The following is a 24,376-nucleotide window of genomic DNA, read 5'->3' as shown; positions in this document are numbered from 1 at the left end:
TCACAATGCCACATCTCTCCCGGCCCAAACAGGAAATGCCATGTCTTGCCACTACCCCGCCCATTACGCCTTCGATAACGAAAGCGACGCCTGGCAGATTCACTTTCGCGATTTTCCTGAACAGCAGGCCGCCTGCTATAAACGTGAAGATATCGAGCTGGAAGCGCAGGAAAGCCTGCTGCTTGCCATCGCCATGGAAATGGAAGAAGGCCGTACGGTGCCTGCCCCTTCCCCTGCTCTGCCGGATGAATTGGCTATCCACCTGCCGGTGTTGGTGAAGCTAAAACTCGAACTGCATAACATTATGCTGGCCAGTGCCACCTCCAAAGCCGATCTGGCGCGCAAACTGGGCTTTAACGCCGGCCAGATGGATCGCCTGCTGGATGTGGCCTATGCCTCAAAGGTGGAAGCGCTGGAACAGGCGCTTTACCTGTTGGGCTATGAAGTCCAGACCTCGGTAGCAGAAGTTCGTCGGGGTTAAGAAAAATATTTTTGTCGGGGGCTAAATATTCTTCACTTTTCGCCGATGTGTTCGTTACCGAATCACCAAAAGCAAAAAGTGAAGGCTAAAAATGGAGTGGAGTCGCCGCAATATCTGGACCGTTATTCTGCTGTCGTGCCTTGTCTTCTGGGTCATCCTGCTGACCGGCGCCAACGCCGTCGCCTGATCCCTTTTCATAACATCACAGCAAGCATAATTATAAGGCCCGCGTCAGCGGGCTAATCCTCTTTTGCCTGATAAAAAAGGTAAATAAAAATCGTTTAAAAACAGTCAGTGCTGGTTAAGAAATCGCCAAAAAATGTGATCAAAAACACAGTATTGTAATCAGGCTGGCAATGGGAGTACATTAGCGCCGATCCTGTCGTGGTTCATGTTTTACCTCAAGGACTATGAAGCGCGACGACCGGGTAATCCGTGGCCGAGGACGTTGTTCTTCCTTTTGAAGGATCCGCCTATTTGCCCTGGACTACCCACAAAATACTCAGCACAACAATCGGGATCATTGGCTTGCGAGGGACTCCAAACGGGAGTTGTTCAGTGAAATATTTTGTTATGGGCGTTTCATTCATGTTGGTGACATGGATTGGCACCTTTATGCTGATGGTTGCATAACCAAGGCATGACCGGGAATTTAGATAAAGGGGCGCACCAGCGCCCCTTTGTTGTTTCTGCTCCCCGGCTATTTCCCCGGCATCATGCGGCGCAAGGTATCGTCCTTACGCAGATAGTGGTGGTACAGCGCCGCCAACGCATGCGCGCCAATAATAAAGTAACCGGTATTGGCCAGGGTCTCATGCGTACTTTTGATTATCCGGCGCAACCACGGCTCTGGCGTAACAAACTGCGGGACCTGCCAGCCCAGCAAAACCCACTCCTTTCCCCCGTAAGCCAGCGTCAGTACGCCCAACACCGGCAACGTTAGAAACAGCAGATAGAGCAACGCATGAAAGATTTTTGCACCCCATTCCTGCCACTCTTCCAGCGGCGGCGTGGTTGCCGGTGTAGCATAACGCCGACGTAATCCCAACCGGATGAACATCAGCAAAAAGACCGCCAGCCCAAAGTTAAAATGCAGATTTTTTACCAGCGACGCCAGATCATCCGGTACCGAGTTCTTCAGCAGCATCGCCGCATAGGTGAGGATCACCATCAGCAGCGTCAGCCAGTGCAAAACAATTTGCGATTTTGCGTAACGATTACCCATACAGGCTTCCAAATAAATAAAGAAAATCTTATTGGATCATAGTGGGTAAATAATGAAGAAAACCTTAGTGGGAAGAAAAAAGCCGGCGCGAATGCACCGGCCTGAAGGCATTACTTGGTCGCGGCCGGGGTGCTGCTCTTGACCGGCTTGATCAGCCCGTCAGCACGGAACATCGCTTTGATACCGCGAACCGCCTGGCGGATACGATCCTGATTTTCAATCAATGCAAAACGCACGTGGGTGTCGCCATAATCGCCAAAGCCGATGCCTGGCGATACGCAGACCTTGGCCTCCGCCAACAGGCGTTTGGCAAACTCCAGCGAACCGAGATGCGCATAAGGCTCGGGGATTTTGGCCCAAACGTACATCGAAGCTTTCGGATTTTCCACCATCCATCCCGCCTCATGCAGCCCTTTGACCAGCACGTTACGGCGCTGGCGATACTGTTCTGCAATATCCAGTACGCATTGTTGGTCGCCTTCCAGTGCAGCAATCGCGGCGACCTGCAGCGGGGTGAACGTCCCGTAGTCGTGATAGCTCTTGATGCGTGACAGTGCGTTGACCAGCTCCGGGTTGCCGACCATAAAGCCGATGCGCCAACCCGCCATGTTGTAGCTTTTCGACAGGGTGAAAAATTCTACCGCGATATCTTTGGCACCCGGCACCTGCATGATCGACGGCGCTTTCCAGCCGTCATAAACGATGTCGGCGTAAGCCAGATCGTGGATCACCAGCACGTCGTATTGCTTAGCCAGCGCCACCACGCGTTCGAAGAAGTCCAGCTCAACGCACTGGGCGGTAGGGTTCGACGGGAAGCCGAGGATCATCATTTTCGGACGCGGAATGGTTTCACGAATGGCGCGCTCCAGCTCACCAAAGAAATCCACGCCGTCCACCAGCGGCACAGAACGCACCTGCGCGCCGGCGATCACCGCACCGTAAATATGGATCGGGTAACTCGGGTTCGGCACCAGCACGGTATCGCCATGATCGAGCGTCGCCAGCATCAGGTGCGCCAGGCCTTCTTTCGAACCAATGGTGACAATGGCTTCAGTTTCGGGATCGATCTCCACCTGGTAGCGGTCGGCATACCAGCGTGAAATCGCACGGCGCAAACGCGGGATACCGCGCGAGGTGGAATAGCCGTGGGTGTCGTCACGCTGCGCAACGGTGCAGAGTTTTTCCACAATGTGCGGCGGCGTCGGCCCGTCGGGGTTGCCCATGCTGAAATCGATAATATCCTCGCCGCGACGGCGTGCAGCCATCTTGAGTTCGGCGGTGATGTTGAATACGTAAGGGGGAAGACGTTCAATACGCGTGAAACGGCGTTGCGGACTATTATCAGCCATAGGGACCTCAAAGTGACGTTAGCGCCCGGACCATCCGAGCGACGCTGGCCAATCTGTCGATTGACCGGATATTGAACATATCTCAGCCCCGGCAGGCTTGTCGATACCTCGCGCAATATTTTTATTTACCGGCCCTGAACTCCCTCGCCAACAGCCCGAACTGCCAGTCATCGCGCCATTGTCCCGCCAGCCGGTAGTTATCGCGCAACGTCCCCTCCAGCAAGAAACCGCATGACTCCAGCAGTCGGCGCGAGGCGATATTACCTTCGGTCACGGTGGCCGTCAGCTTATGAAAATCGCAGGCGTTAAAACCGAAATCCAGCACCGCCCGCAGCGACTCCTTGCCGTAGCCCTTGCCCTGCCCGGACGGCAAACTGCCATAGCCCACTTCCGCCTGTTGGTAAGGTAACCACTGCGGACGAAAACCGGTCATCCCTACCACTTCTCCACTGGCCTTTTCTCGCATTACCAGGCACAACCACTGCTCCCCATATTTGTCCCAGACAGGGAGTCTGGCTTCAAAGCGCGTGCGAATTTCTGCTTCACTGAGCGGATCGGCGATATAACGAATCACCTCGGGATCCTGATACAGGCGCAGAAACAGCGGCCAATCGTTGGCCGTTATCGACTGCAGGGTCAAACGTTCAGTGACCAGTTTCATCTAAAATCTCCGAAAAACGAAAATGAGGAAGTTACGAATGAAAGATATCCCTTTATTTTCCTCTATTAAATTTAGATAATCATTAACGTCAAAACAACAAAACCATAACGCCTTACCCGGTCCCCTACAACCGTCCGTCGTTGCCCAGCGGCAGCGCGAGGAGAACACCATGGCTTCCTTACTGATTGACGATATTCCCAGCGCCATTACCGCCGTCAAACGGCAATTGCGACAGGCTTTGCCAAATTACCGCGAAACCTTTCTGGCGCTGGAAGACAACATCCGCCAGCAGGTTGAACAAATTCGCCAGGAACTGGCCGCCGGTCAGAACCCGGTGCCGCAAATTGATGCCGAAGATATTCTGCAGCAACGCGTCAGCGAGCAGCAAAAAGCCTTGATCAAACAGCGTGGTGCCTGCGCCATCCGCGGCGTGTTTCCTCGCGATAAAGCCGAAGCCTGGAACCGGGAAGTTGGCAACTACCTTGAGCGCAACAACTTCGTTGAACGCCTGAAAGGCGCTGCCGAAGATAACTACTTCGGTAAACTGGCCGCCAGCAAACCGCAAATCTACGGTATTTACTGGTCAAAACCGCAGGTGGAAGCGCGTCAGGACGCGCGCATGCACGCTGTGCAGGTGTTCCTCAACAGCCTGTGGGAAACCGAGAGTAACGGCAAACAGCACTTTGACCCGACGCGCGTTACCACCTATGCCGATCGCACCCGCCGCCGTCCGCCAAACTCCTCTTCGCTCGGCCTGTCGCCGCACGTCGACAGCGGCACCATCGAACGCTGGCTGGATGAGAATTTCCGTTACGTCTATCGTCACGTGTTCTCAGGCAACTGGCAGGCTTACGATCCCTTTGCCGCCGATGGTCGCACCGAAGTTCGTGAAATCGCGTCACCGGCGGTGTGTTCGATGTTCCGCACCTTCCAGGGCTGGACAGCATTAACGCCGCAGCGTACCCACGCCGGCACGCTGAACCTGGTGCCGATTGCCAACGCCATGGCCTACGTGTTGCTGCGTGCGCTGCAGGATGACGTCGCGGATGACGATCTGTGCGATGCCGCGCCAGGCCGAGCGCTGTCGATCTCCGAAAAATGGCATCCCCTTTTATTAAGTGGGATTTCCCCTATTCCCGATTTGGAACCGGGCGACACGGTGTTCTGGCACTGCGACGTGATCCATGCGGTGGAAAACGAACATAACGGCGAGTTCGACAGCAACGTGATGTACATCGCCGCCGCACCAGGCTGCGAGAAGAACGACGCTTACCTGCAACGCCAACTGCCCAGTTTTATGAGCGGCAAAACACCGCCGGATTTCGCCCCCGATGATTTCGAGGTGGATTTCGACGGGCGCGCCACGGTCGACCTGCTGACCCCACTCGGCAAAGAACAGTTAGGCATCAAATAACCGCGTCCCCGTGGTGCGCCGCCGGCCGCCACGGGGCCAATCCGCTGTGATATACTCCGCCCTATCTTTCCGCCGCAGCGAGAGCCCGTCGTGCACCCTTTTTTTGAAATGCTGTTAGCGGTATTCGATCGCGCAGCGCTGATGCTGATCTGCCTGTTTTTCCTCACTCGCACCCGGTTGTTCCGCCAGTTGCTGCAAAAAGAGGACCATACGCCGCTAGAACTGGGCATGGTCACCGCCATTTTCTCGCTGTTTGCGCTGTTCAGCACCTATTCAGGTGTCAACGTGGAAGGCTCGCTGGTCAACGTGCGGGTGATCGCCATCATGGCCGGCGGCATCCTGTTCGGCCCCTGGGTAGGGATAGTCACGGGGATTATCGCCGGGGTGCACCGCTACCTGATTGATATCGACGGTATCACCTCGGTTCCCTGTCTGATCACCAGCATCATTGCCGGTATCAGCGCCGGCTATATCAACCTGAAGGTGAAGAAAGAGCAGCGTTGGCGCGCCGGGATCGTCGGCGGCATGCTGTGCGAATGTCTGACCATGCTGTTGATCGTGCTGTGGGCCAAGCCGACCGAGCTGGGGCTGGATATTGTCTCCAAAATCGCCCTGCCGATGATCCTCGGCACGGTGTGCATCGGCCTGATCGTGCTGCTGGTGCAGAGCGTGGAAGACGAAAAAGAAGTGATTGCCGCGCGGCAAGCCAAGCTGGCGCTGGATATTGCCCGCAAAACGCTGCCCTATTTCCGTAATATCAACAGCGAAACGCTGGCCACCATTTGCGACATCATTCGTCATGACATTCAGGCCGATGCGGTAGCCATCACGGATACCCACCAGGTGCTGGCCTACGTCGGCGTGGGCGAAGAGGCATACCCCATTGGGCGTGAAGGGCTGAGTCGCGTCACCCGCGAAAGCATCCGGCACGGCAAGATCATCATCAAAAATAACCTGGAAAACCCGGCCACGCCGCAGATCCACTCGCAGTTGGTAATCCCGCTGTGGGAAAAGGGAAAAGTGACCGGCGCGCTGAAAATTTACTACTGCCACGCCCACCAGATCACCAATACGCTGAAGGTGATGGCGGTCGGTCTGTCGCAGATCATCTCCACCCAAATGGAGGTCTCGCGTATTGAGCATCTGCGTCAAATGGCGGACAAGGCTGAAATGCGCGCCCTGCAGAGCAAGATTAATCCTCATTTCCTGTTCAACGCCCTGAACGCCATTTCGTCCTCGATCCGCATCAATCCGGACACCGCTCGTCAGCTGATTATCAACCTGTCGCGCTACCTGCGTTATAATTTGGAGCTGAACGACGAGTTGATCGACATCCGCAAGGAACTGCATCAAATTCAAGATTACATCGCCATCGAACAGGCGCGTTTCGGCGCCAAGCTGACGGTGATCTATGATATCGATGACGACATCTCGGTGCGTATTCCCAGCCTGCTGATCCAGCCGCTGGTCGAGAACGCCATTGTGCACGGCATTCAACCGTGCAAGGGCAAAGGGGTAGTGGTGATTGCGGTGAAAGATCAGGGCGATCGGGTCAGGATTTCGGTCAAAGATACCGGTCACGGTATCGACCCGCAGGTCATCGAACGCGTCGCCCGCAATGAGATGCCTGGGCACAATATCGGCCTGCTGAACGTGCATCATCGCGTCTCCCTGCTGTACGGCGAAGGGTTGCGAATTCGCCGTCTGGAACCCGGCACCGAGATTGCCTTTTACATCAGCAAAAACGGCGGCAAACTGCCGGTGGATAACAGCGCGCTGCCAGCCGGAGAGCCATCATGAAAGCCATCATTGTCGAAGACGAGTTTCTCGCTCAGGAGGAGCTCAGTTATCTGATCAAGAAACACAGCAATATCGTCATCGAAGCCACCTTCGATGACGGGCTGGACGTGCTGAAATACCTGCAAAACCACCAGGTCGACGCCATTTTCCTCGACATCAATATTCCGTCATTGGACGGCGTACTGCTGGCGCAAAACATCAGCAAATTTGCGCACCGGCCTTCGATAGTGTTTATCACCGCCTATAAAGAACATGCGGTGGAAGCGTTCGAAATCGAAGCGTTTGACTACATCCTCAAGCCCTATCACGAGGCACGCATCGTCACCATGCTGCAAAAGCTGGAGGCGCTGCATAACCGCCCGGCCCACCTGCCGGAACAGGCCAGCGCACCGAACCGCAGCAGCCACAGCATTAACCTGATCAAAGACGAGCGGATAATCGTTACCGACATCAACGACATTTACTATGCCGCCGCCGATGAGAAAGTGACGCGGGTTTACACCCGGCGCGAAGAGTTTGTGATGCCGATGAACATCACCGAATTTTACGGCCGCCTGCCCGAGGAGCATTTCTTCCGCTGCCACCGTTCCTACTGCGTCAACCTGTCAAAAATTCGCGAGATCGTCCCTTGGTTCAATAACACCTATATTCTGCGGCTGAGCGACCTCGATTTTGAAGTGCCGGTCAGCCGCAGCAAGGTCAAAGAGTTTCGCAAGCTGATGCGCCTGTAATCGCCAGCGGCTACCAGCGTGGCCCCGGCCCGTAGTAATAACCTGGCGGTGGCGGAGGCGGCATGCGGTAATGCGGGCGATCGCGCCATTCGCGCCGTGGCGGACCGTAATAGATCACCCGCGGTGGTGGGCCATAGTAATAGCCACGCGGACGTTCATAGCCACGATGTTCAGCCCACCAGCGTGGATCGCGCCAGCGACCGCCGTCCCAATAGTGACCGCGATTATCGCGATCGCCGATATGCAACGAAAGCCCCGGCACATTCACACCGATGGACACGTCCGCATGGCTCACTAACGGCAGCGACAGCAGTGCGGCCAGTAACAACACTGTTTTTTTCATCTTAACGACTCCTGCAAAGCGGAACCCGTCCGTTCACCGCTAACATAGGCCTGTGCCCGCCGCCGCTCTATAGGAACAGTGCCCATTTACGCCTTTCGCACACATCCTTCACAATTTACCCACAATCTTGCACCGATGATTTACAATAAATCGCTGATATTCTTGATGTAGATCACGTGGCATCAGCTGCATTTCATCCCCTTTTACCCCCTAAAACGGCAACTCATGCGCTGCCAGATGCATTTCATTCCTTCCCTTGTGCAACTCATTCCCGATCCGCCGCCGAGTGGTACTACCAGCCATATAATATGCCCATACCGCGGGGCTACAGACGCTACCGCAAATTCTCGCCAACGGCTGACCGCCCGGCAATACACACACAGGAAGGAGACCGGCCATGAACACTAAACCGGTAAATCGCAGCTTAATCGTTCTGGGCACCATCATCTGCCAGATGGGTCTCGGCACTATCTATACCTGGAGCCTGTTCAACCAGCCGCTGGTCGACAAGTTCCACTGGGGCCTCGGTGACGTCGCCACCACCTTCTCCATCACCAGCTTCTTCCTGGCCTTCGCCACCCTGTTTGCCGGCAAACTGCAGGAACGCTTCGGCATCCGTAACCTGACGCTGTTCTCCGGTATCCTGGTAGGTCTTGGGCTGATTGCCAGCGCCTACGTCAGCTCGCTGGACATGATTTACCTGCTGGCCGGCGTGGTGGTCGGTTTCGCGGTAGGTATCGCCTATATCTCTACCCTGTCCAACCTGATCAAATGGTTCCCGGCCAACAAAGGCTTGATCTCGGGTATCTCTGTGGGGGCTTTTGGTAGCGGCAGCCTGTTGTTCAAATACGTCAACGCCGCGCTGATTGCCGACGTGGGCGTCTCCAGTGCCTTCTTCTACTGGGGTGCCATTGTTATGGCGCTGATTGTTCTGGGCTCCCTGCTGCTGAAAGAACCCGTACTGGCAAGCAAATCCGCACAGCAGAGCGCGGGTAACCTGGGCAACGACTTCAGCGTACGCCAGATGCTGGCGACCAAAGAAGCCTACCTGCTGTTCATGATTTTCTTCGCTGCCTGCATGAGTGGTCTCTACCTGATCGGTATCGTCAAAGACATGGGCGTGCAACTGGCCGGAATGGACCTGGCGACCGCCGCCAACACCGTGTCCGCCGTCGCTATCTTTAACACCGCAGGCCGCATCATTCTGGGCACGCTGTCTGACAAAGTGGGCCGGATGCGCGTCATCAGCTTCACCATGCTGGTTACCGTGCTGGCGATTGTGGCGCTGAGCTTCCTCACCCTGAATCACACACTGTTCTTTATCTGCGTCGGCGCAGTCGCCTTCTGCTTCGGGGGCAACATCACCGTGTTCCCAGCGATTGTCGGTGACTTCTTCGGCCTGAAAAACCACAGCAAAAACTACGGCATCATCTATCAAGGCTTCGGTTTGGGCGCGCTGGCAGGGTCATTTGTCGCCAAATACTTCGGCGGCTTCCACGCGACCTTTATGGTGATTGGCGTGCTGTCCATCGCTTCCCTGATTATCACCTTGTTCATCAAGGCACCGAAAGCGGTAGCGCAGGAAGAAGAAACATTCGAGCCGGCGCATCTGGCTAAAGCCTGATAGCTTAGACGGCAAAAAGGGGCGCAACCCACTGGGTTGCGCCCCTTTTTTATCGCTGCGTCAGGTTACAGATGCATCCCCAGCGTCTGGCGCAGGTGGGCACCGGCACCCAGCAAGCCCGGTTGGCCATGGGTGATCATGAATACCGGGATCTCACGTACATAATCTTTGAAACGTCCTTTATCCTCGAACGCCGCACGGAAACCGGAAGCTTTAAAGAATTCCATAAAGCGCGGCACAATACCCCCGGCGATGTAAACGCCGCCAAAGGTCCCCAGGTTCAACGCCAGATTGCCGCCGAAACGGCCCAAAATTACGCAAAACAGCGACAGGGCACGACGGCAATCGATGCAGCTGTCGGCCAATGCGCGCTCGGTAATGTCCTTCGGCTCCAGCTTTTCCGGCAGCCGGTTATCCGACTTGACGATAGCGCGGTAAAGATTGACCAGGCCGGGACCGGACAGGACGCGTTCGGCGGAGACATGACCCACTTCGGCGCGCAACACCTCCAGAATGATGTCCTCTTCTTCGCTGTTCGGCGCAAAGTCCACGTGACCGCCCTCGCCCGGCAGGCTCACCCAGCGGCGGTTGACGTGCACCAGATGCGCCACCCCCAGGCCAGTCCCGGCACCGTATACCGCAATAGGTTTGTCTTTTTGCGCGTTACCGCCGCCGAACTGCAACACGTCGTCTTCTGACAGCATCGGGATCGCCATCGACACGGCGGTGAAGTCGTTGATCACTTCCAGATGGCTCAGCCCCAGGTTGGCCTTCATCTCTTTAATCGAAAACGCCCAGGTGTGATTGGTCATGGCAACCCAGTCTTCGGTGACCGGGCAGGCAATCGCGATACAGGCGTCCTGCACCTGAATATCATGCTCTTGCAAATATTGGCGGATCACCGCCTCCAGACTGTCAAACTCCAGACCGGAATAGGTTTTCGCCTGGGTAATTTCACCCGTCGCCACAGTGCACAACGCCAGGCGGGCATTGGTGCCGCCTACATCACCTACGAGGGCATAGGTCATCAGTATCTTCTCCGCAAAATGAATAATAGAAAGCTGCCCACACTGTAAAATCCCGCCGCAAAAACAACAATCACCATCCTCCGCGCTGCCGTCCATTAGCGATCCAGATCACAAAAAACGTTTCAGCCTGGCGGCTTCAAGGCGATTTGAAACAAATTGCGGCAAAAAACGTCGCGCAGTAGCTGTTAACCGTCATAACTCGTAGGCACTATTACTCCGCTGTGGAGCTGGCCCAGCCGGAAATTTCTTTGCGTGCCAGCGTGTCGATTGTCTGGCAAGCTAGCGCTATAACCCAATCACCCGTTCGCCCTGCCAGCCAGAGGGCCATTGACAAGGGATCCCCGCATGTTGCACCCGCGCGCCAATGCCATGTTGGCCTTCGCTCTGCCTGCTCTCATTATCGGTTCTGCCTCAAGTTTGGTGCTCATTCTGGTGATGAAGTTCGCCGAGGCTCTGCAACGGCTGCTCTGGGTCAATGTTCCCGCAGCGTTGAATATCGACACTCACTCCCCCTGGTGGCTGGTGGGCATGTTAACGCTCACCGGCGTCGCCGTCGGGCTGATTATCCGTTTTCTCCCCGGCCATGCAGGGCCGGATCCGGCGACCGAGTCTTTGATCGGTATGCCGTTGCCGCTTTCTGCGGTGCCTGGGCTGGGGCTGGCGTTGATTATTGGCCTGGCGGGCGGCGTCAGTTTGGGGCCAGAAAATCCGATCACCGCCATCAATATTGCGCTGGTGGTGGCGGCAGGTTCGCGTTTGCTGCCGAAAGTGCCGCGTATGGACTGGATTATTCTCGCGGCGGCCGGCACCATCGGCGCGCTGTTTGGCACCCCGGTCGCCGCGGCGCTGATCTTTTCGCAAACCCTGGCGGGCAATAATGACGTTCCCTTGTGGGACAGGCTATTTGCCCCGCTGATGGCGGCAGCGGCGGGAGCGGTCACCACCCAGCTATTTTTCACCCCGAATTTCTCACTGCAAATTGATGCCTATGCCGCGACCCGGCTGGCAGATATTTTCAGCGGCTCGATAGTCGCCCTGATCGCCATCGCGCTGGGTATGGTAGCCGTGTGGAGTTTTCCGCACATTCATCGCCTATTTCATTCGATTAAGAATCCGGTGCTGATGCTGGGGTTAGGCGGCTTTGTGCTCGGCCTGCTGGCGCTGATCGGCGGTGAAATCACGCTGTTCAAAGGGCTGGACGAAATGAAGCAGTTAGCCATCGGTGAGAATTTCTCCGTCACGGAACTGATGCTGATTACGCTGACTAAACTGGCGGCGCTGGTGATTGCCGCTGCCAGTGGCTTTCGCGGCGGGCGCATCTTCCCAGCGGTGTTTGTCGGCGTAGCCTTGGGGCTGATGCTGCATCAGCACGTGCCGGCCGTGCCGGCAGCCATTACCGTCTCTTGCGCCATTATGGGGTTGGTACTGGTGGTCACGCGTGACGGCTGGCTCAGCCTGTTTATGGCCGTTGCGGTGGTGCCGGAACTGCATCTGCTGCCGGTGCTGTGCATCGTGATGCTGCCCGCCTGGCTGGTGCTGGCGGGCAAACCGCTGATGCTGGTGGGCAAGGGCAAACAGCTTCCCCCGCGCGAAGATTAAGCCAGCGCGAATTCCGCTGCGGCGCGCGCATGGATTTCGGTGGTGTCGAATACCGGCACTGACGCATCTTGCGCGCTGACCAGCAGACCAATTTCGGTACAGCCGAAAATAATGCCCTGAGCCCCCTGCTGCTCCAGATCACCGATAATGCGGCGATACTCGTCACGCGACGCATCGCGGATTTTACCCAGGCACAGTTCTTCATAAATAATGCGGTGCACAATGTCACGATCGGCGGCTACGGGAGTGACCACCTCGATACCGTGCTTTTCCTGCAGTCGCCCACGGTAGAACTCCTGCTCCATGGTAAAGCGCGTACCGAGCAGCCCAACGCGACGAATATCCTGTTGGCGCACCTGCAGCGCAGTGGCGTCGGCGATGTGGATCAGCGGTAAACCGCTGGCCTGCTCGACCGCATCCGCCACCTTGTGCATGGTGTTGGTGCAAATGACGATGGCCTGCGCACCGGCGGCGCGTAATGAGGTCGCCGCGTCAGCCAACAAGCGTCCAGCGCCGTCCCAGTCGCCCTGATGCTGCAGGCGTTCCACCTCGTGAAAGTCGACGCTGTAGAGCACGATCTTAGCGGAATGCAGACCACCCAGCCGTTGCTTAACCTGTTCATTGATCGTGCGGTAATAAGGAATGGTCGATTCCCAGCTCATACCGCCCAGCAGTCCCAGCACTTTCATCATTGCTCCTCGTTTTCATCGCCGTAATTCTTCGACATTACCTCAGAATCACGACGGATACGACGGCTTATTTCGCACCGGAGTTAACCGGCTGGCGCGCCTCGAACCAGCGCTGACGCAGCGTGTCGTACACCCAGTTATAGAGCATGGTGTACGGCAGGAAGAACAGGAAGAAACCGATCTCCAGCATAAAGGCCTGAACGAAAGAAATGCTCAGCATCCAGGCGGCAATCGGCACGCCGATCAGCACAAAACCGGCCTCAAAGCCCAGCGCGTGAAACACCCGCACTTTAAGATTACGTGCCACACGGCTCACCGGCCACAGGCGGTCAAATACCGTGTTATAAACCATGTTCCAAACCATGGCGACGGTGGATAACATCACCGCCAACGCACCGATCTGCACCATCGAACGGTTGAGCAGCCAGGCGCCCAGCGGGGCGCAAATCATCACTGCGATAGCCTCAAAACCGACGGCGTGGACGATACGTTCAATGAAAGACTTGTTTTGCAGTTGCATACATCACCTGTTTTTTACCTTATAAATTTGTAGGGGCGCTGCAAGCCGCGCCCGTGTTACCAGGAGCGAATTTATTCGCCTCCTATGAAAACCAGGTGATTATCATCGAGTTTTTGAGTAGATTAAAGATAGGTTCCATCTATAAAGTAGATACATCATGCGTTACTCCCCCGAAGCTTTGCTGGCCTTCGTTGAAGCCGCCGCCCTGGGCTCTTTTTCCGCCGCGGCCCGTAAGCTGCGTAAAAGCCAGTCGACCATCAGTACCGCCATCGCCAACCTTGAGGCCGATCTGGGTTTGATCCTGTTCGATCGCCAGGCACGCCAGCCGGTACTGACAGCCGCTGGGCGGAAAGTGCTGGGCCATGTACAGGAAATTCTTGCGGCCAGCGAACGGTTGGATGCCCTGAGCATTCGGCTGGCGGACAATATAGAGCCGCGCTTAAGCGTAGTGTTTTCCGATACCTATCAGCCGAAACACCATGACCGACTGATGCAGCAGTTCGAGCAGCGTTATCAGGATATCGAACTGGAGTGGATGATCGCTGAAGAAGGTGACGTGATTGACCTGCTGCAAATCGGTCGCGCGCACCTGGGCATGGTTGAGGTGCAAAAACAGTATCCGCCAGACATCGCCTTTGCCCGGCTGCCGGAGCAAACCGAAATGGGGCTGTTCGTCGCACATTCGCACCCTATGGCGCAAACTGCCTCGCCCACGCCTGAACAACTGTCCAGCACGCGGCAACTTATCCTGAACACCTATACCGGTGCCGAAACCGCCCGCTCTGGCGGGCTGGTATGGTCAGCCCCCAGCTATCTGCTGTTGCTGGAAATGGCGGAACAAGGGTTTGGCTGGGCGGTACTGCCCCGCTGGCTGGTGCAGCAATACGGTCACAACAGGCTCACCGAGCTGCGTCCGCGCGGCTGGCCCAAGCTGATATCGGTGGATGCGGTTTGGTCTAAGCTGACCCCGCCGGGACCGGCGGGGTACTGGATGCTGGAGCGGCTTTTGGAAAGCTAACAGGTTCAGGCCGCCGCGTTACGTGACTGAAGGGCACTTGAGATCGTTTGCAGCAGTTCGGGAATGTCCATCTTCGGCAGCACCACTTCGACAAAGGCCAGCTGTGGGCTGTCGGCCACTTCGCTCAGCGCCTGGCGCAGCTGTTCCGGTTCGCTAACGCGTAACGCTTTCACTTGGCGTTCAGCACCTAACGCCTGCGGCAGTTGGGTCCAGTTCCAATGAGCGATGTCGTTATAACGCTGGTTCGGGCCGTGGATTGCCCGTTCAATGGTGTATCCGTCATTATTCAGCAGGAAGATCACCGGCTTCAGCCCATCGCGCAACATCGATCCCAATTCCTGCACCGTCAGCTGTGCTGAACCGTCGCCAATCAGTAGCACCACTCGCCGCTCCGGCTCCGCCGTCTGTGCACCGAACGCCGCCGGCAGCGTGTAACCGATAGATCCCCACAGCGACTGGACGATGAAACGGCAGCCTTGTGGCAAGCTTAGCGATGCCGCGCCAAAACAGGCGGACCCCTGCTCGGCGAGCAGGATATCGCCCGGCCGCAAAAAGCCCTGTATCTGTTGCCAGAAACCGTGCTGATCCAGACCACTGCCGTTCGGATCCGGCAACGCTGAACGTTTAATTTCTGACCGTTGCCATTGGTTGGTCAGCGACAACGTTAACTGGTGTAACGCGATAACCGCGTCACGCATCGGGATTTGACTGAATACCTGCTGCCCCACACGCGCTTCAAAGGGCTGAAGATCAATACATTTCTCGGCAGGAAGGTGCTGACTGAATCCGGCGGTAATGGTATCGGTAAAACGTACACCAACATTAATGATCACGTCGGCGTTCTCAATCAGCTGTTTTACCTGTGGCTCGCTAGCCGCACCGACGTAGGTCCCGGTGAAACAGGCATGAGTTTCGTCCAATACGCTCTTGCCAAGCAGCAAGGTTGAATGCGGCATATCCACCTCATTCATCCACTGCTCCAGCACCTTTTCAGCACCGAAGCGTTCGGCCAGGAAATCGGCCAGCAGAGAAACCCGCCGTGCCGGTAACAGCAACTCCCGTGCGGCGGCGATAAAGCCCTGCAGTGATGCCGGTGAAAGATTGGCCTGTCGTAGCATTAATGGGGCAGGCTTTGACACCAGCGGCGCTTCAGCCACGTCGCTCGGCAGCAGCAGATAGACCGGACGACGCTCGAACAGCGCGGTAGTCAGCAGGCGATCTATTTCCCCTTCGGCGTTATCGGCGGTGAGGCTGGCCTGAGCCACGGTCACCTCTTTCGCCATGCGGGCGAAGTGACCAAAATCCCCGTCGCCCAGGGAGTGATGCAACAATTCTCCAGCCCGTTGCGCACGCAGAGCCGGGGCGCCCACCACGTGGATCACCGGCAGGTATTCGGCATAGCTGCCGGCAATACCGTTGACTGCGCTCAGTTCACCTACGCCAAAAGTCGTCAACAAGGCAGCGGCTGGTTTACAACGCGCGTAACCGTCAGCAGCATAGGCGGCATTAAGTTCATTGGCGCACCCTACCCAGGTGATTTGCGGGTGATCGATCACGTGATCAAGAAACTGCAGGTTATAGTCACCAGGCACGCCAAAGAAGTGCCGGATGCCGATCTGAGCTAAACGATCGAGTAGGTAATCAGCCACCGTATAGTTCTTATTCATGATCATCACCTGCCAAGGGTTAGGATTTTCAGTATTAAGTATCGAAGATGTTGTATAAATTTCGAACTTTATGTCTGAAAGGTAACTGGAAACCCTGCGTTACATCCCTGCCCCATTGGCTGGCATTGGGCCGCTCTGATAAGCCATGTTGATATACAGGCTGTTTAGCGTGATCGCAGCCTCTGACAAATGCGGTGAAAGCGCATACACTAAAATTCATTTCACCTCCGCTGAAAAGGGTTCGTATGCTCTACCAGGCTGATTCTTCACGTTATCAAAGTATGGAATACCGTCGCTGCGGCCGCAGCGGGCTAAAGCTCCCGGCCATTTCACTTGGCTTATGGCATAACTTTGGTGACGTCACGCTGTATGACAACGCTCGCAAGCTGATTCACTGCGCGTTTGATCTCGGCATTACCCATTTCGATCTGGCCAACAATTATGGCCCGCCGCCCGGCTCCGCCGAGGAAAACTTCGGTCGCATTCTCAAGGCGGATTTGAAGTCCTGGCGCGATGAACTGATCATCTCGTCAAAGGCCGGTTACACCATGTGGCCCGGGCCTTATGGGGATTGGGGCTCGAAAAAGTACCTGGTCGCCAGCCTAAATCAAAGCCTGCAGCGCATGGGGCTGGAATACGTGGATATCTTCTATCACCATCGACCGGATCCGGATACGCCGCTGGAAGAAACCATGGCCGCCCTGGATTTGCTGGTACGACAGGGCAAGGCGCTTTACGTCGGGTTGTCCAACTACCCTGCCGATCGTGCGCGCCAGGCGTTCAGCATTCTGCAGCAGCTCGGCACGCCCTGCGTGATCCATCAGCCGAAATACTCCATGTTCGAACGTTGGGTGGAGCCAGAATTGTTGGATACGCTGGAAGAACACGGCGTGGGTTCTATCGCCTTCTCACCGCTGGCCGGCGGCCTGTTGACCGATCGTTATCTGCTGGGCATTCCCCAGGATTCACGCGCTGCCAGCAGCAGCCAGTTCCTGCAGCCCGATCAGCTCACCGAGGATAAACTGGGAAAAATTCGTCGACTTAATGCACTGGCGCAGCAGCGCGGACAGAAGCTGTCGCAAATGGCGCTGGCCTGGGTATTGCGTGGCGATCGCGTCACTTCGGCACTGATTGGCGCCAGCAAGACCAGCCAAATTGAAGACGCCGTAGGCATGTTGGCTAACCGCACCTTTAGCGATGATGAAATTAAGCAGATCGAGCAAATATTAATGTAATCGCTTACAATTATCGCCGGTTTATCGTCGGCGATAACGCCTGCCGCGCCAGACAAATCTTAAATCACTCCCCCTGCCCCGTTTTTAAGAATGCCGCTAAGATTCAACCCTATCCACAAAGGCTAATATGCCGATATTGCAGGTAAAACTATAAGGCTGTTTTATAAACTGATGAACGCGCTTCATTAATTGTAAAACCGGCCAAGCCGCTACGGCGGAAAGGAGCATTCATGTTTAAACCTCTGTTATTGGCCGCTCTGTTGGTGGTGTCAATGCTGCCTGCCATCCAGCCAGCGCAGGCAGAAGGGTTGAGTATCGATCTGATGCCGGGCGTCTCATTACGTATCGGTGAGCAAGACAATCGCGGCCGTTACTGGGACGGTTATGACTGGCGCGACCGCGACTGGTGGCAGGGCCATCAGGGTCGGTACCTGGGTGAACGCAATCGTCGGGGCTACAACTGGGATGGTTATCGCTGGCGCGACAACAATTACTGGCGCAAGAATTATTACTATCATGAGGGGCGCTATCGTAAATACGATAAGCACTATTATAAGCACCATGAGAAGCATCACGGGAAAGGCCGACGTCATGACGATCGCGATCATCGCCACCATGACCACGATGATTGACGGCCAAAGGTCGTCAGCCCGCCTAATCTCCCGCATTTAACAGAGCGAGAAACCCGGGGCGACCCGGGTTTCCGCTGATATTGAGCTTTAGTGAACCGCATTAGACTCAATGTCGGCCTTTCATTTGGTGTCCGCTCAGAGAAGGCTGCTGACCAGCAGGTAGCCGTTCAGCCCAACCACCACCAGCACGATCACTTTCCCTATCGCCTGTATGCTGCGGCTGTTGACCATCTCCCCCATCAGCTCGCGGTTGCCGGTGAACGACAACAGCGGCACCAGCGCCAGCGCAATACCGAAACTCAGCAGCACCTGGCTCAGTACCAGAATACGCGTAGCGTCCATGCCCATCATAATGACGATAAACGACGGCAGCATGGTGACCACCCGGCGCACCCACAGCGGAATATAAAAGTGTACAAATCCCTGCATCACAACCTGCCCTGCCAGCGTCCCCACCACGGTGGAAGATAATCCGGCAGCGACCAGACTCAGTCCGAAGATGGTCGCTGCCGCCTGGCCCAATAGCGGCTGCAGCGTCAGATAAGCCTGATCGAGATCGGCAATGCCGCTGTGGCCGTTAAAATGGAAGGCCGCAGCGGCGGTAGCCATCATCGCCAGGTTAACAAAACCGGCTATGGTCATGGCAATGGCGACGTCAAACTTGGTGGCCGCGTAGCGATCGGCTTTTGAATGCTCACCGCCGGTCTGGGTTAATGACGAATGCAGATAAATCACGTGCGGCATGATGGTCGCGCCGAGCACCCCGGCAGCCAAAAATACCGCGTCGCCGTTCGGCAGGTCCGGTATCGCCATGCCTTTCAACAAAGGCTCCAACTGCGGTTGTGAAAATACCAATTCCACCATATAAGCTGCGGCAACAAACAGCAGCAAACCGCCGATCACCATTTCCAGCGGTTTCTGCCCGCGTTTTTGCAGCATCAGGATAAGGAACGTGGCGATACCGGTCAGGATCGCCCCTTGCAGCAGCGTGACGCCCAGCAGCAGTTTGAAGCCAATCGCTGCACCAATAAACTCGGCCAAATCTGTGGCCATGGCAATGATTTCCGCCTGAACCCAATAGGCCCAAACCGCCGGACGCGGGAAACGATCGCGAATGTGCTCTGCCAGATTTTTACCGGTGGCAATACCGAGTTTTGCGGACAACAGCTGGATCAACATCGCCATGACGTTGGCCCACACCACCACCCACAACAGGGTGTAGCCAAAGGAAGCGCCTGCCTGGATGTTGGTAGCAAAATTACCGGGATCGATATAGCCGATAGCCGCTATGAATGCGGGGCCCATCAAGGAAAGTTTGATCTTCCTGGCAGGACGACTGGTGGTTTCAACCACATCACTGTTCAGCATGTTCTGAACCCTTACTTCTATTAAGCCTGTGGTTATATTATGTAAATGATAATAATTATCAAGTGCATTTAGAGCGGTAATGCTTATCTCTGCGATAGAAAATAACCACGGGTTTAACGAAAGGTTTGGCGGGTAAGTGAACATTTACCGCACTGAACGAAGTTCTATCCTGGGAAAAATCCTTTGGATGATCCATTTAGCGCAAGAATATGAATTTCATATGGATTGATTAACCTCTTGATTTTTTATGCTTTACCGTACAAGTTTAAGATGTTTCCCCCTATGATTTTCCATATTTGCAATAGAGCTCTCGTTTTTAAACGTGGCGTTACATAAAATGACATCCGAAATTCAGCCTGCCTCAAGTTTGGAGCAAACATGTCCCATATTGCGCACTTTGCGTTGGCGTTAGTGGTCGTCGCGATCCTGGCACTTTTAGTGTGTCGCGATCGTAAAAGCATCCGCATTCGCTATGTTATTCAACTGTTGGTTATTGAAGTACTGCTGGCCTATTTTTTCCTGCATTCGGAAGCGGGTTTGGGCTTTGTAAAAGGATTTGCCGCGCTGTTTGACAAGCTGCTCGGGTTTGCTGGGCAAGGGACTGATTTTGTATTCGGCGGTATGGGCGACAAAGGTCTGGCCTTCTTCTTCCTGAAGGTACTGTGCCCAATCGTCTTTATCTCTGCGCTGATCGGTATTCTGCAATACATTAAAGTACTGCCGTTTATCATCCGCATTATTGGTACCGTGCTGTCAAAAGTAAACGGTATGGGCAAGCTGGAGTCCTTCAACGCCGTCAGCTCGCTGATCCTGGGCCAGTCTGAAAACTTCATCGCCTATAAAGATATTCTGGGCAAGATGTCAGAAAAGCGCATGTACACCATGGCGGCAACCGCGATGTCCACGGTTTCCATGTCCATCGTCGGCGCTTACATGACCATGCTGGACGCCAAGTTTGTGGTGGCGGCGCTGGTACTGAACATGTTCAGCACCTTTATCGTGCTGTCATTGGTCAACCCGTATGACACCAGTAAAGAAGAAGAGCTGCATCTGGGCAACCTGCACGAAGGCCAGAGCTTCTTCGAAATGCTGGGCGAATACATCCTGGCGGGTTTCAAAGTCGCGATTATCGTTGCTGCGATGCTGATCGGCTTTATTGCCCTGATCGCCGCGCTCAACGGCCTGTTCAGCGCCATCTTCGGCCTGAGCTTCCAGGAAATCCTGGGCTACTTCTTCTATCCATTCGCCTGGATTATGGGTATTCCTAAGCACGAAGCGTTGCAGGTTGGCAGCATCATGGCGACCAAGCTGGTTTCCAACGAATTCGTGGCGATGATGGAGCTGCAGAAGGTTTCTGCTGAACTCTCTCCGCGCAGCCTGGGTATCCTGTCGGTGTTCCTGGTTTCCTTCGCCAACTTCTCTTCCATCGGCATCGTAGCCGGTGCGATTAAAGGGCTGAACGAGCACCAGGGCAACGTGGTTTCCCGCTTTGGTCTGAAGCTGGTTTACGGTTCTACGCTGGTCAGCATCCTGTCTGCGTCGATCGCAGGCCTGGTTCTGGGCTAAGCTTAAAAGCCAGTCATGCAAAGGTCGCTTCGGCGGCCTTTTTTATTGCCTGCGATTCTTCTGTAACTGCTGGCATAACAGGAGGCGTTACGGTGATTCAATATGGGAAAAGACAGAAAGCAAAAAGCCGACCCTAAGGTCGGCTTTTTAAATGGTGGTGGAGCTAGACGGGATCGAACCGTCGACCTCTTGCATGCCATGCAAGCGCTCTCCCAGCTGAGCTATAGCCCCACAAAAGTGGTACGCTTTAACCGGCGCTACGGTATTTCCCAACCCTTCTGAGATAAAGGTTGGTGGAGCTAGACGGGATCGAACCGTCGACCTCTTGCATGCCATGCAAGCGCTCTCCCAGCTGAGCTATAGCCCCAATCCACAATCACGAAATCCTGTGAACGGGGCGCATAATATGAAACCCCTGAAAAACTGTCAACGGCTAAATTGAATTAGTCGATCAAGCGCTGAAAAAGCCGCCAAATCAGCGCGTTTCACGCTAAAAAATCGCCATGACGGACAAAAATCAGCCATCGCCGCCTGACTTCACAAAAAACAAAAAACCTTATCCATTGTGTTGATTTTTAATTAACGGAATGTTAGCGAAATATCCTTGAGTCATCTCGCCCACAGGCATAGACTTCCCCGCGTCTTAAATCCCACAACAATAAACCGAGTCAGTTATGTCGTTGCATTCACCAAAAGAAATCGCTGCGTTAGCCATTCAGGCCGGCGTAAACAAAAGCCGGGCGTCGCTCGCCAACCTGCTCATTCTGGGCTTTCTCGCCGGTGCCTTTATCGCGACCGGCTTCCTGTTGGATATCCACGTGATCGGCACCCTGCCGGCCGAATGGGGCTCCTTCGGCGCATTGCTGGGCGCTGCCGTCTTCCCGATAGGGCTTATCCTGACGATTCTGGCTGGCGGCGAGCTGCTGACCGGTAATATGATGACCTTGCCGATAGCCTGGTTTGCTCGCCAAATTTCGCTGCTTGCTGTCGTGCGCAACTGGTTCTGGGTCACCCTGGCCAACTTCGCCGGTAGCCTGGCCGTCGCCTATTTCTTTGGCCACCTGCTTGGCTTGACCGAAGGCGCCTTCCTGCACAAAACCCTGTCCATTGCACAAGCCAAGGTAGATGCCGACTTCCTGCACGCTTTTATATCCGGCGTAGGCTGCAATTGGTTGGTGTGCCTGGCGGTGTGGCTGGCCTTTGCCAGCAAGGATGTGCCGGGCAAAGTGATTGGCATGTGGTTCCCGGTGATGGCGTTTGTCGCCATCGGCTTCCAGCACGTGGTGGCGAACATGTTTATTATCCCGGCGGCCATTTTTGCCGGTGGTTTAAGTTGGAGCCAATACCTGCCCAACTTCACGGCCGTGTTTCTCGGTAACGCGCTGGGCGGCGCCGGTTTCGTCGGCCTGATGTACTTCCTCGCCTACCGCCCCACCGTGCCGGCCGCTGAACAGGCCTGATCGACAGCGACAAAAAAAGCCCCGGGATTGCTCCACGGGGCTTTTTATTATGGGCTCAGAAACTATCAGGCCTGAGCTTCACGCCCGGCGATATAAGCCAATGCCAGATCGATACGCTGTAAAGAACGTGCCTGACCGATGGCATGCACGGTCACATCCATGCCTGGTGACTGACCGGCACCGGTGACCGCTACGCGCAGCGGCATACCTACCTTGCCCATACCGACGCCCAGCTCATCAGCCGTGCCCTGAATGGCGTCATGCACGTTTTCCGGCGTCCAGGCGGTAATGGCCGCCAATTTGGCGCGTACCGCTTCCAGCGGCTGGCGTGCAACCGGGCGCAGGTGTTTTTTCGCAGCGTCAGCGTCGAACTCGCTGAAGTCTTCGTAGAAGTAACGGCAAGACTCAGCCATTTCCTTCAACGTTTTGCAGCGCTCGCCCAGCAGCTTAACGATATCTTTCAGCTCTGGACCGTTGCGGGTTTCAATGCCCAGTTGCTCCACGTGCCACGCCAGATACACGGCAACTTCTTCGGCCGGCATATGGTTAATGTAATGATGGTTCAGCCACTGCAGCTTTTCGGTATTGAAGGCGCTGGCGGATTTGTTGATCGCTTCCAGCGTGAAGAATTCTTTCATCTCATCAATAGAGAAGATTTCCTGATCGCCATGTGACCAACCCAGACGCACCAAATAGTTCAGCAACGCCTGCGGCAGATAGCCGTCATCGCGATACTGCATCACGCCCACGGCACCGTGACGTTTAGACAGCTTTTTACCGTCGTCACCGAGGATCATCGAAACGTGGGCGTATTCCGGTACCGGTGCGCCCAGCGCTTTCAGGATGTTGATCTGGCGCGGGGTGTTGTTGATGTGGTCTTCACCGCGGATCACGTGGGTGATCTCCATATCCCAGTCGTCGATCACCACGCAGAAGTTATAGGTCGGCGCACCGTCGGTACGACGAATGATCAGATCGTCCAGTTCCTGGTTGCTGAATTCGATCGGACCACGGATCTTGTCATCGAAGATTACCGAGCCTTCCTGTGGGTTACGGAAACGCACCACGTGCGGCTCGTCGTCGGTGTGGCTGCATTGGCTGTCGCGGCAGTGGCCGTCGTAACGCGGTTTTTCACCGTTTTCCATCTGCTTTTCACGCAGCGCTTCCAGACGTTCCTTCGAGCAATAGCATTTATAAGCAGTTCCCTGCACCAGCATGTCGTCAATCACCGCGTTATAACGGTCAAAACGCTTGGTCTGGAAGTACGGGCCTTCGTCCCAATCCAGGTTTAACCAGTTCATGCCATCCATAATTGCGTCGATAGCATCCTGGGTTGAGCGTTCCAAATCGGTATCTTCGATACGCAGAACGAACTCACCGCCCGCATGGCGAGTGAATAGCCAGGAGTAAAGCGCAGTACGGGCGCCACCGACGTGAAGATAGCCGGTTGGGCTCGGTGCAAAACGGGTTTTGATTTTCATTGGGTTCACTGCCTTATTACGCAACGCATGTCAGCGGTTGCCGACGATTGCTCGGAATTTAAAAAAGTGGCCGACATTGTATCACCACGCGCTAATTCCTCAACGCTGACACGATATTGCTGCATCAGCTTTCATCATCTCTGCGGCGCTTTTCGCATAACAATGTGCAAAGAATCAGCATTGCTGGCGATAAATATCGCATCCTGTTTAAATTTGCGGCGAACGATTGAAATCATTTTAAAAACCGTTGACTCACTTTCAACTATCCCTATAATGCGACTCCAACAAGACGGGGCGATTAGCTCAGTTGGTAGAGCATCTCCTTTACACGGAGGGGGTCGGCGGTTCGAGCCCGTCATCGCCCACCATCTTGTTGAGCAGTAAAGCAGTAAGAAATGAGAAGAATGAGGGTGATTAGCTCAGTTGGTAGAGCATCTCCTTTACACGGAGGGGGTCGGCGGTTCGAGCCCGTCATCACCCACCAC

The 24,376-nt window shown here is 55.3% G+C and carries 22 protein-coding genes and 4 tRNA genes; 14 read left to right on the top strand and 12 right to left on the bottom strand.

What is annotated here, in order from left to right; genetic code table 11:
• The first annotated feature begins 40 nt into the window (after window positions 1-40).
• Together AC1RKC_RS15035 and ypdK are read left to right on the top strand one after the other, a co-directional pair.
• Window positions 41-481 carry a type II toxin-antitoxin system HicB family antitoxin gene (locus AC1RKC_RS15035; RefSeq protein WP_142814742.1) on the top strand — a complete coding sequence of 147 codons (441 nt, stop codon included), beginning with the start codon at window positions 41-43 and terminating at the stop codon, window positions 479-481.
• A 558-nt stretch (window positions 482-1,039) separates the two neighbouring features.
• A complete protein-coding gene (gene ypdK, locus AC1RKC_RS15030; protein WP_104410986.1) occupies window positions 1,040-1,114 on the top strand; it encodes a membrane protein YpdK in 75 nt (24 codons plus the stop codon).
• A 67-nt stretch (window positions 1,115-1,181) separates the two neighbouring features.
• Here ypdK and AC1RKC_RS15025 read toward each other — a convergent pair whose 3' ends face one another.
• The 3 genes from AC1RKC_RS15025 to AC1RKC_RS15015 all read right to left on the bottom strand — a co-directional run bounded on the left by AC1RKC_RS15025 (window position 1,182) and on the right by AC1RKC_RS15015 (window position 3,716).
• A complete protein-coding gene (locus AC1RKC_RS15025) occupies window positions 1,182-1,706 on the bottom strand; it encodes a cytochrome b (protein ID WP_261157417.1) in 525 nt (174 codons plus the stop codon).
• 110 nt (window positions 1,707-1,816) lie between these two features.
• Entirely contained in the window at window positions 1,817-3,055 is a 1,239-nt protein-coding gene (gene alaC, locus AC1RKC_RS15020) for an alanine transaminase (protein WP_258090612.1), read from the bottom strand.
• Between the two features lie 121 nt (window positions 3,056-3,176).
• A complete protein-coding gene (locus AC1RKC_RS15015; RefSeq protein ID WP_115058379.1) occupies window positions 3,177-3,716 on the bottom strand; it encodes a GNAT family N-acetyltransferase in 540 nt (179 codons plus the stop codon).
• Window positions 3,717-3,885: 169 nt separating this feature from the next.
• Between AC1RKC_RS15015 and AC1RKC_RS15010 the strand changes: the two genes are divergently transcribed.
• The 3 genes from AC1RKC_RS15010 (at window position 3,886) to AC1RKC_RS15000 (ending at window position 7,661) form a co-directional block, all read left to right on the top strand.
• Window positions 3,886-5,130 carry a DUF1479 domain-containing protein gene (locus AC1RKC_RS15010; RefSeq protein WP_046373009.1) on the top strand — a complete coding sequence of 415 codons (1,245 nt, stop codon included), beginning with the start codon at window positions 3,886-3,888 and terminating at the stop codon, window positions 5,128-5,130.
• A gap of 108 nt (window positions 5,131-5,238) precedes the next feature.
• Window positions 5,239-6,930, top strand: a complete 1,692-nt coding sequence (locus tag AC1RKC_RS15005; protein ID WP_493092432.1) for a LytS/YhcK type 5TM receptor domain-containing protein — start codon at window positions 5,239-5,241, stop codon at window positions 6,928-6,930.
• Window positions 6,927-7,661, top strand: a complete 735-nt coding sequence (locus tag AC1RKC_RS15000) for a LytR/AlgR family response regulator transcription factor (protein WP_174574500.1) — start codon at window positions 6,927-6,929, stop codon at window positions 7,659-7,661. Before AC1RKC_RS15005 ends, AC1RKC_RS15000 begins: the two co-directional genes overlap by 4 nt.
• A gap of 10 nt (window positions 7,662-7,671) precedes the next feature.
• Here AC1RKC_RS15000 and AC1RKC_RS14995 read toward each other — a convergent pair whose 3' ends face one another.
• Window positions 7,672-8,004 (bottom strand): DUF2502 domain-containing protein, encoded by a 333-nt coding sequence (locus AC1RKC_RS14995; RefSeq protein WP_020827948.1) that lies wholly within the window; start codon window positions 8,002-8,004, stop codon window positions 7,672-7,674.
• A 397-nt stretch (window positions 8,005-8,401) separates the two neighbouring features.
• Between AC1RKC_RS14995 and AC1RKC_RS14990 the strand changes: the two genes are divergently transcribed.
• Window positions 8,402-9,628 (top strand): L-lactate MFS transporter, encoded by a 1,227-nt coding sequence (locus AC1RKC_RS14990; RefSeq protein WP_020827949.1) that lies wholly within the window; start codon window positions 8,402-8,404, stop codon window positions 9,626-9,628.
• A gap of 65 nt (window positions 9,629-9,693) precedes the next feature.
• Here the strand turns inward: AC1RKC_RS14990 and glk are convergent, their stop codons facing one another.
• Window positions 9,694-10,659, bottom strand: coding sequence for a glucokinase (gene glk, locus AC1RKC_RS14985; RefSeq protein WP_122080658.1), 966 nt, complete (start codon window positions 10,657-10,659; stop codon window positions 9,694-9,696).
• 342 nt (window positions 10,660-11,001) lie between these two features.
• Here glk and AC1RKC_RS14980 point away from each other — a divergent pair, with 342 nt between their 5' ends.
• Window positions 11,002-12,255: an ion channel protein gene (locus AC1RKC_RS14980; protein WP_020827951.1), complete on the top strand. Its 1,254-nt coding sequence runs from the start codon at window positions 11,002-11,004 to the stop codon at window positions 12,253-12,255.
• Here AC1RKC_RS14980 and AC1RKC_RS14975 read toward each other — a convergent pair.
• The gene (locus AC1RKC_RS14975) at window positions 12,252-12,944 is read right to left on the bottom strand and encodes an aspartate/glutamate racemase family protein (RefSeq protein ID WP_020827952.1); all 693 of its coding nucleotides are present in this window, start codon (window positions 12,942-12,944) and stop codon (window positions 12,252-12,254) included. The two genes, AC1RKC_RS14980 and AC1RKC_RS14975, sit on opposite strands and share 4 nt — an antisense overlap.
• A 67-nt stretch (window positions 12,945-13,011) precedes the next feature.
• Complete coding sequence (locus AC1RKC_RS14970; protein WP_020827953.1) at window positions 13,012-13,464, bottom strand: multidrug/biocide efflux PACE transporter; 453 nt, start codon at window positions 13,462-13,464, stop codon at window positions 13,012-13,014.
• Window positions 13,465-13,621: 157 nt separating this feature from the next.
• Here AC1RKC_RS14970 and AC1RKC_RS14965 point away from each other — a divergent pair, with 157 nt between their 5' ends.
• Window positions 13,622-14,482: a LysR family transcriptional regulator gene (locus AC1RKC_RS14965; protein ID WP_020827954.1), complete on the top strand. Its 861-nt coding sequence runs from the start codon at window positions 13,622-13,624 to the stop codon at window positions 14,480-14,482.
• Between the two features lie 5 nt (window positions 14,483-14,487).
• On the opposite strand, the gene AC1RKC_RS14960 is transcribed toward AC1RKC_RS14965, so the two are convergent.
• Window positions 14,488-16,149 carry an alpha-keto acid decarboxylase family protein gene (locus AC1RKC_RS14960; protein ID WP_116690033.1) on the bottom strand — a complete coding sequence of 554 codons (1,662 nt, stop codon included), beginning with the start codon at window positions 16,147-16,149 and terminating at the stop codon, window positions 14,488-14,490.
• 245 nt (window positions 16,150-16,394) lie between these two features.
• Here AC1RKC_RS14960 and mgrA point away from each other — a divergent pair, with 245 nt between their 5' ends.
• Both mgrA and AC1RKC_RS14950 read left to right on the top strand, forming a co-directional pair.
• Entirely contained in the window at window positions 16,395-17,384 is a 990-nt protein-coding gene (gene mgrA, locus AC1RKC_RS14955) for an L-glyceraldehyde 3-phosphate reductase (RefSeq protein ID WP_493092268.1), read from the top strand.
• A gap of 230 nt (window positions 17,385-17,614) precedes the next feature.
• Entirely contained in the window at window positions 17,615-18,016 is a 402-nt protein-coding gene (locus AC1RKC_RS14950; RefSeq protein WP_493092267.1) for a DUF2502 domain-containing protein, read from the top strand.
• A gap of 135 nt (window positions 18,017-18,151) precedes the next feature.
• On the opposite strand, the gene AC1RKC_RS14945 is transcribed toward AC1RKC_RS14950, so the two are convergent.
• Window positions 18,152-19,384 carry an Nramp family divalent metal transporter gene (locus AC1RKC_RS14945; RefSeq protein ID WP_122079947.1) on the bottom strand — a complete coding sequence of 411 codons (1,233 nt, stop codon included), beginning with the start codon at window positions 19,382-19,384 and terminating at the stop codon, window positions 18,152-18,154.
• Between the two features lie 378 nt (window positions 19,385-19,762).
• Here AC1RKC_RS14945 and AC1RKC_RS14940 point away from each other — a divergent pair, with 378 nt between their 5' ends.
• Window positions 19,763-20,950 (top strand): NupC/NupG family nucleoside CNT transporter, encoded by a 1,188-nt coding sequence (locus AC1RKC_RS14940; RefSeq protein ID WP_020827959.1) that lies wholly within the window; start codon window positions 19,763-19,765, stop codon window positions 20,948-20,950.
• 155 nt (window positions 20,951-21,105) lie between these two features.
• On the opposite strand, the gene AC1RKC_RS14935 is transcribed toward AC1RKC_RS14940, so the two are convergent.
• Both AC1RKC_RS14935 and AC1RKC_RS14930 read right to left on the bottom strand, forming a co-directional pair.
• Window positions 21,106-21,181, bottom strand: a tRNA-Ala gene (locus AC1RKC_RS14935).
• 60 nt (window positions 21,182-21,241) lie between these two features.
• Window positions 21,242-21,317 (bottom strand) — tRNA-Ala (locus tag AC1RKC_RS14930).
• Window positions 21,318-21,624: 307 nt separating this feature from the next.
• Between AC1RKC_RS14930 and AC1RKC_RS14925 the strand changes: the two genes are divergently transcribed.
• On the top strand, window positions 21,625-22,410 hold the full coding sequence (locus AC1RKC_RS14925) for a formate/nitrite transporter family protein (RefSeq protein ID WP_020827960.1): 786 nt from the start codon (window positions 21,625-21,627) through the stop codon (window positions 22,408-22,410).
• Window positions 22,411-22,475: 65 nt separating this feature from the next.
• On the opposite strand, the gene gltX is transcribed toward AC1RKC_RS14925, so the two are convergent.
• On the bottom strand, window positions 22,476-23,891 hold the full coding sequence (gene gltX / locus AC1RKC_RS14920) for a glutamate--tRNA ligase (protein WP_020827961.1): 1,416 nt from the start codon (window positions 23,889-23,891) through the stop codon (window positions 22,476-22,478).
• Between the two features lie 292 nt (window positions 23,892-24,183).
• On the opposite strand from gltX, the gene AC1RKC_RS14915 reads away from it, so the two are divergent.
• Window positions 24,184-24,259 (top strand) — tRNA-Val (locus AC1RKC_RS14915).
• Window positions 24,260-24,299: 40 nt separating this feature from the next.
• A tRNA-Val gene (locus AC1RKC_RS14910) sits at window positions 24,300-24,375 on the top strand.
• Window position 24,376 lies beyond the last annotated feature (1 nt).

This window comes from Serratia sp. GW822-FHT06E05 (genome assembly GCF_058799445.1).
Note: the sequence above shows the minus strand (reverse complement) of the source record. Positions and strands in the feature narration are given on the sequence as shown.

Coding starts and splice junctions, on each gene's coding strand:
- AC1RKC_RS15035 (WP_142814742.1), top strand. CDS start 41: ATGTCTTGCCACTACCCCGCCCATTACGCCTTCGATAACGAAAGCGAC.
- AC1RKC_RS15025 (WP_261157417.1), bottom strand. CDS start 1,706: ATGGGTAATCGTTACGCAAAATCGCAAATTGTTTTGCACTGGCTGACG.
- alaC (WP_258090612.1), bottom strand. CDS start 3,055: ATGGCTGATAATAGTCCGCAACGCCGTTTCACGCGTATTGAACGTCTT.
- AC1RKC_RS15015 (WP_115058379.1), bottom strand. CDS start 3,716: ATGAAACTGGTCACTGAACGTTTGACCCTGCAGTCGATAACGGCCAAC.
- AC1RKC_RS15010 (WP_046373009.1), top strand. CDS start 3,886: ATGGCTTCCTTACTGATTGACGATATTCCCAGCGCCATTACCGCCGTC.
- AC1RKC_RS15005 (WP_493092432.1), top strand. CDS start 5,239: ATGCTGTTAGCGGTATTCGATCGCGCAGCGCTGATGCTGATCTGCCTG.
- AC1RKC_RS15000 (WP_174574500.1), top strand. CDS start 6,927: ATGAAAGCCATCATTGTCGAAGACGAGTTTCTCGCTCAGGAGGAGCTC.
- AC1RKC_RS14995 (WP_020827948.1), bottom strand. CDS start 8,004: ATGAAAAAAACAGTGTTGTTACTGGCCGCACTGCTGTCGCTGCCGTTA.
- AC1RKC_RS14990 (WP_020827949.1), top strand. CDS start 8,402: ATGAACACTAAACCGGTAAATCGCAGCTTAATCGTTCTGGGCACCATC.
- AC1RKC_RS14980 (WP_020827951.1), top strand. CDS start 11,002: ATGTTGCACCCGCGCGCCAATGCCATGTTGGCCTTCGCTCTGCCTGCT.
- AC1RKC_RS14975 (WP_020827952.1), bottom strand. CDS start 12,944: ATGAAAGTGCTGGGACTGCTGGGCGGTATGAGCTGGGAATCGACCATT.
- AC1RKC_RS14970 (WP_020827953.1), bottom strand. CDS start 13,464: ATGCAACTGCAAAACAAGTCTTTCATTGAACGTATCGTCCACGCCGTC.
- AC1RKC_RS14965 (WP_020827954.1), top strand. CDS start 13,622: ATGCGTTACTCCCCCGAAGCTTTGCTGGCCTTCGTTGAAGCCGCCGCC.
- AC1RKC_RS14960 (WP_116690033.1), bottom strand. CDS start 16,149: ATGAATAAGAACTATACGGTGGCTGATTACCTACTCGATCGTTTAGCT.
- mgrA (WP_493092268.1), top strand. CDS start 16,395: ATGCTCTACCAGGCTGATTCTTCACGTTATCAAAGTATGGAATACCGT.
- AC1RKC_RS14950 (WP_493092267.1), top strand. CDS start 17,615: ATGTTTAAACCTCTGTTATTGGCCGCTCTGTTGGTGGTGTCAATGCTG.
- AC1RKC_RS14945 (WP_122079947.1), bottom strand. CDS start 19,384: ATGCTGAACAGTGATGTGGTTGAAACCACCAGTCGTCCTGCCAGGAAG.
- AC1RKC_RS14940 (WP_020827959.1), top strand. CDS start 19,763: ATGTCCCATATTGCGCACTTTGCGTTGGCGTTAGTGGTCGTCGCGATC.
- AC1RKC_RS14925 (WP_020827960.1), top strand. CDS start 21,625: ATGTCGTTGCATTCACCAAAAGAAATCGCTGCGTTAGCCATTCAGGCC.
- gltX (WP_020827961.1), bottom strand. CDS start 23,891: ATGAAAATCAAAACCCGTTTTGCACCGAGCCCAACCGGCTATCTTCAC.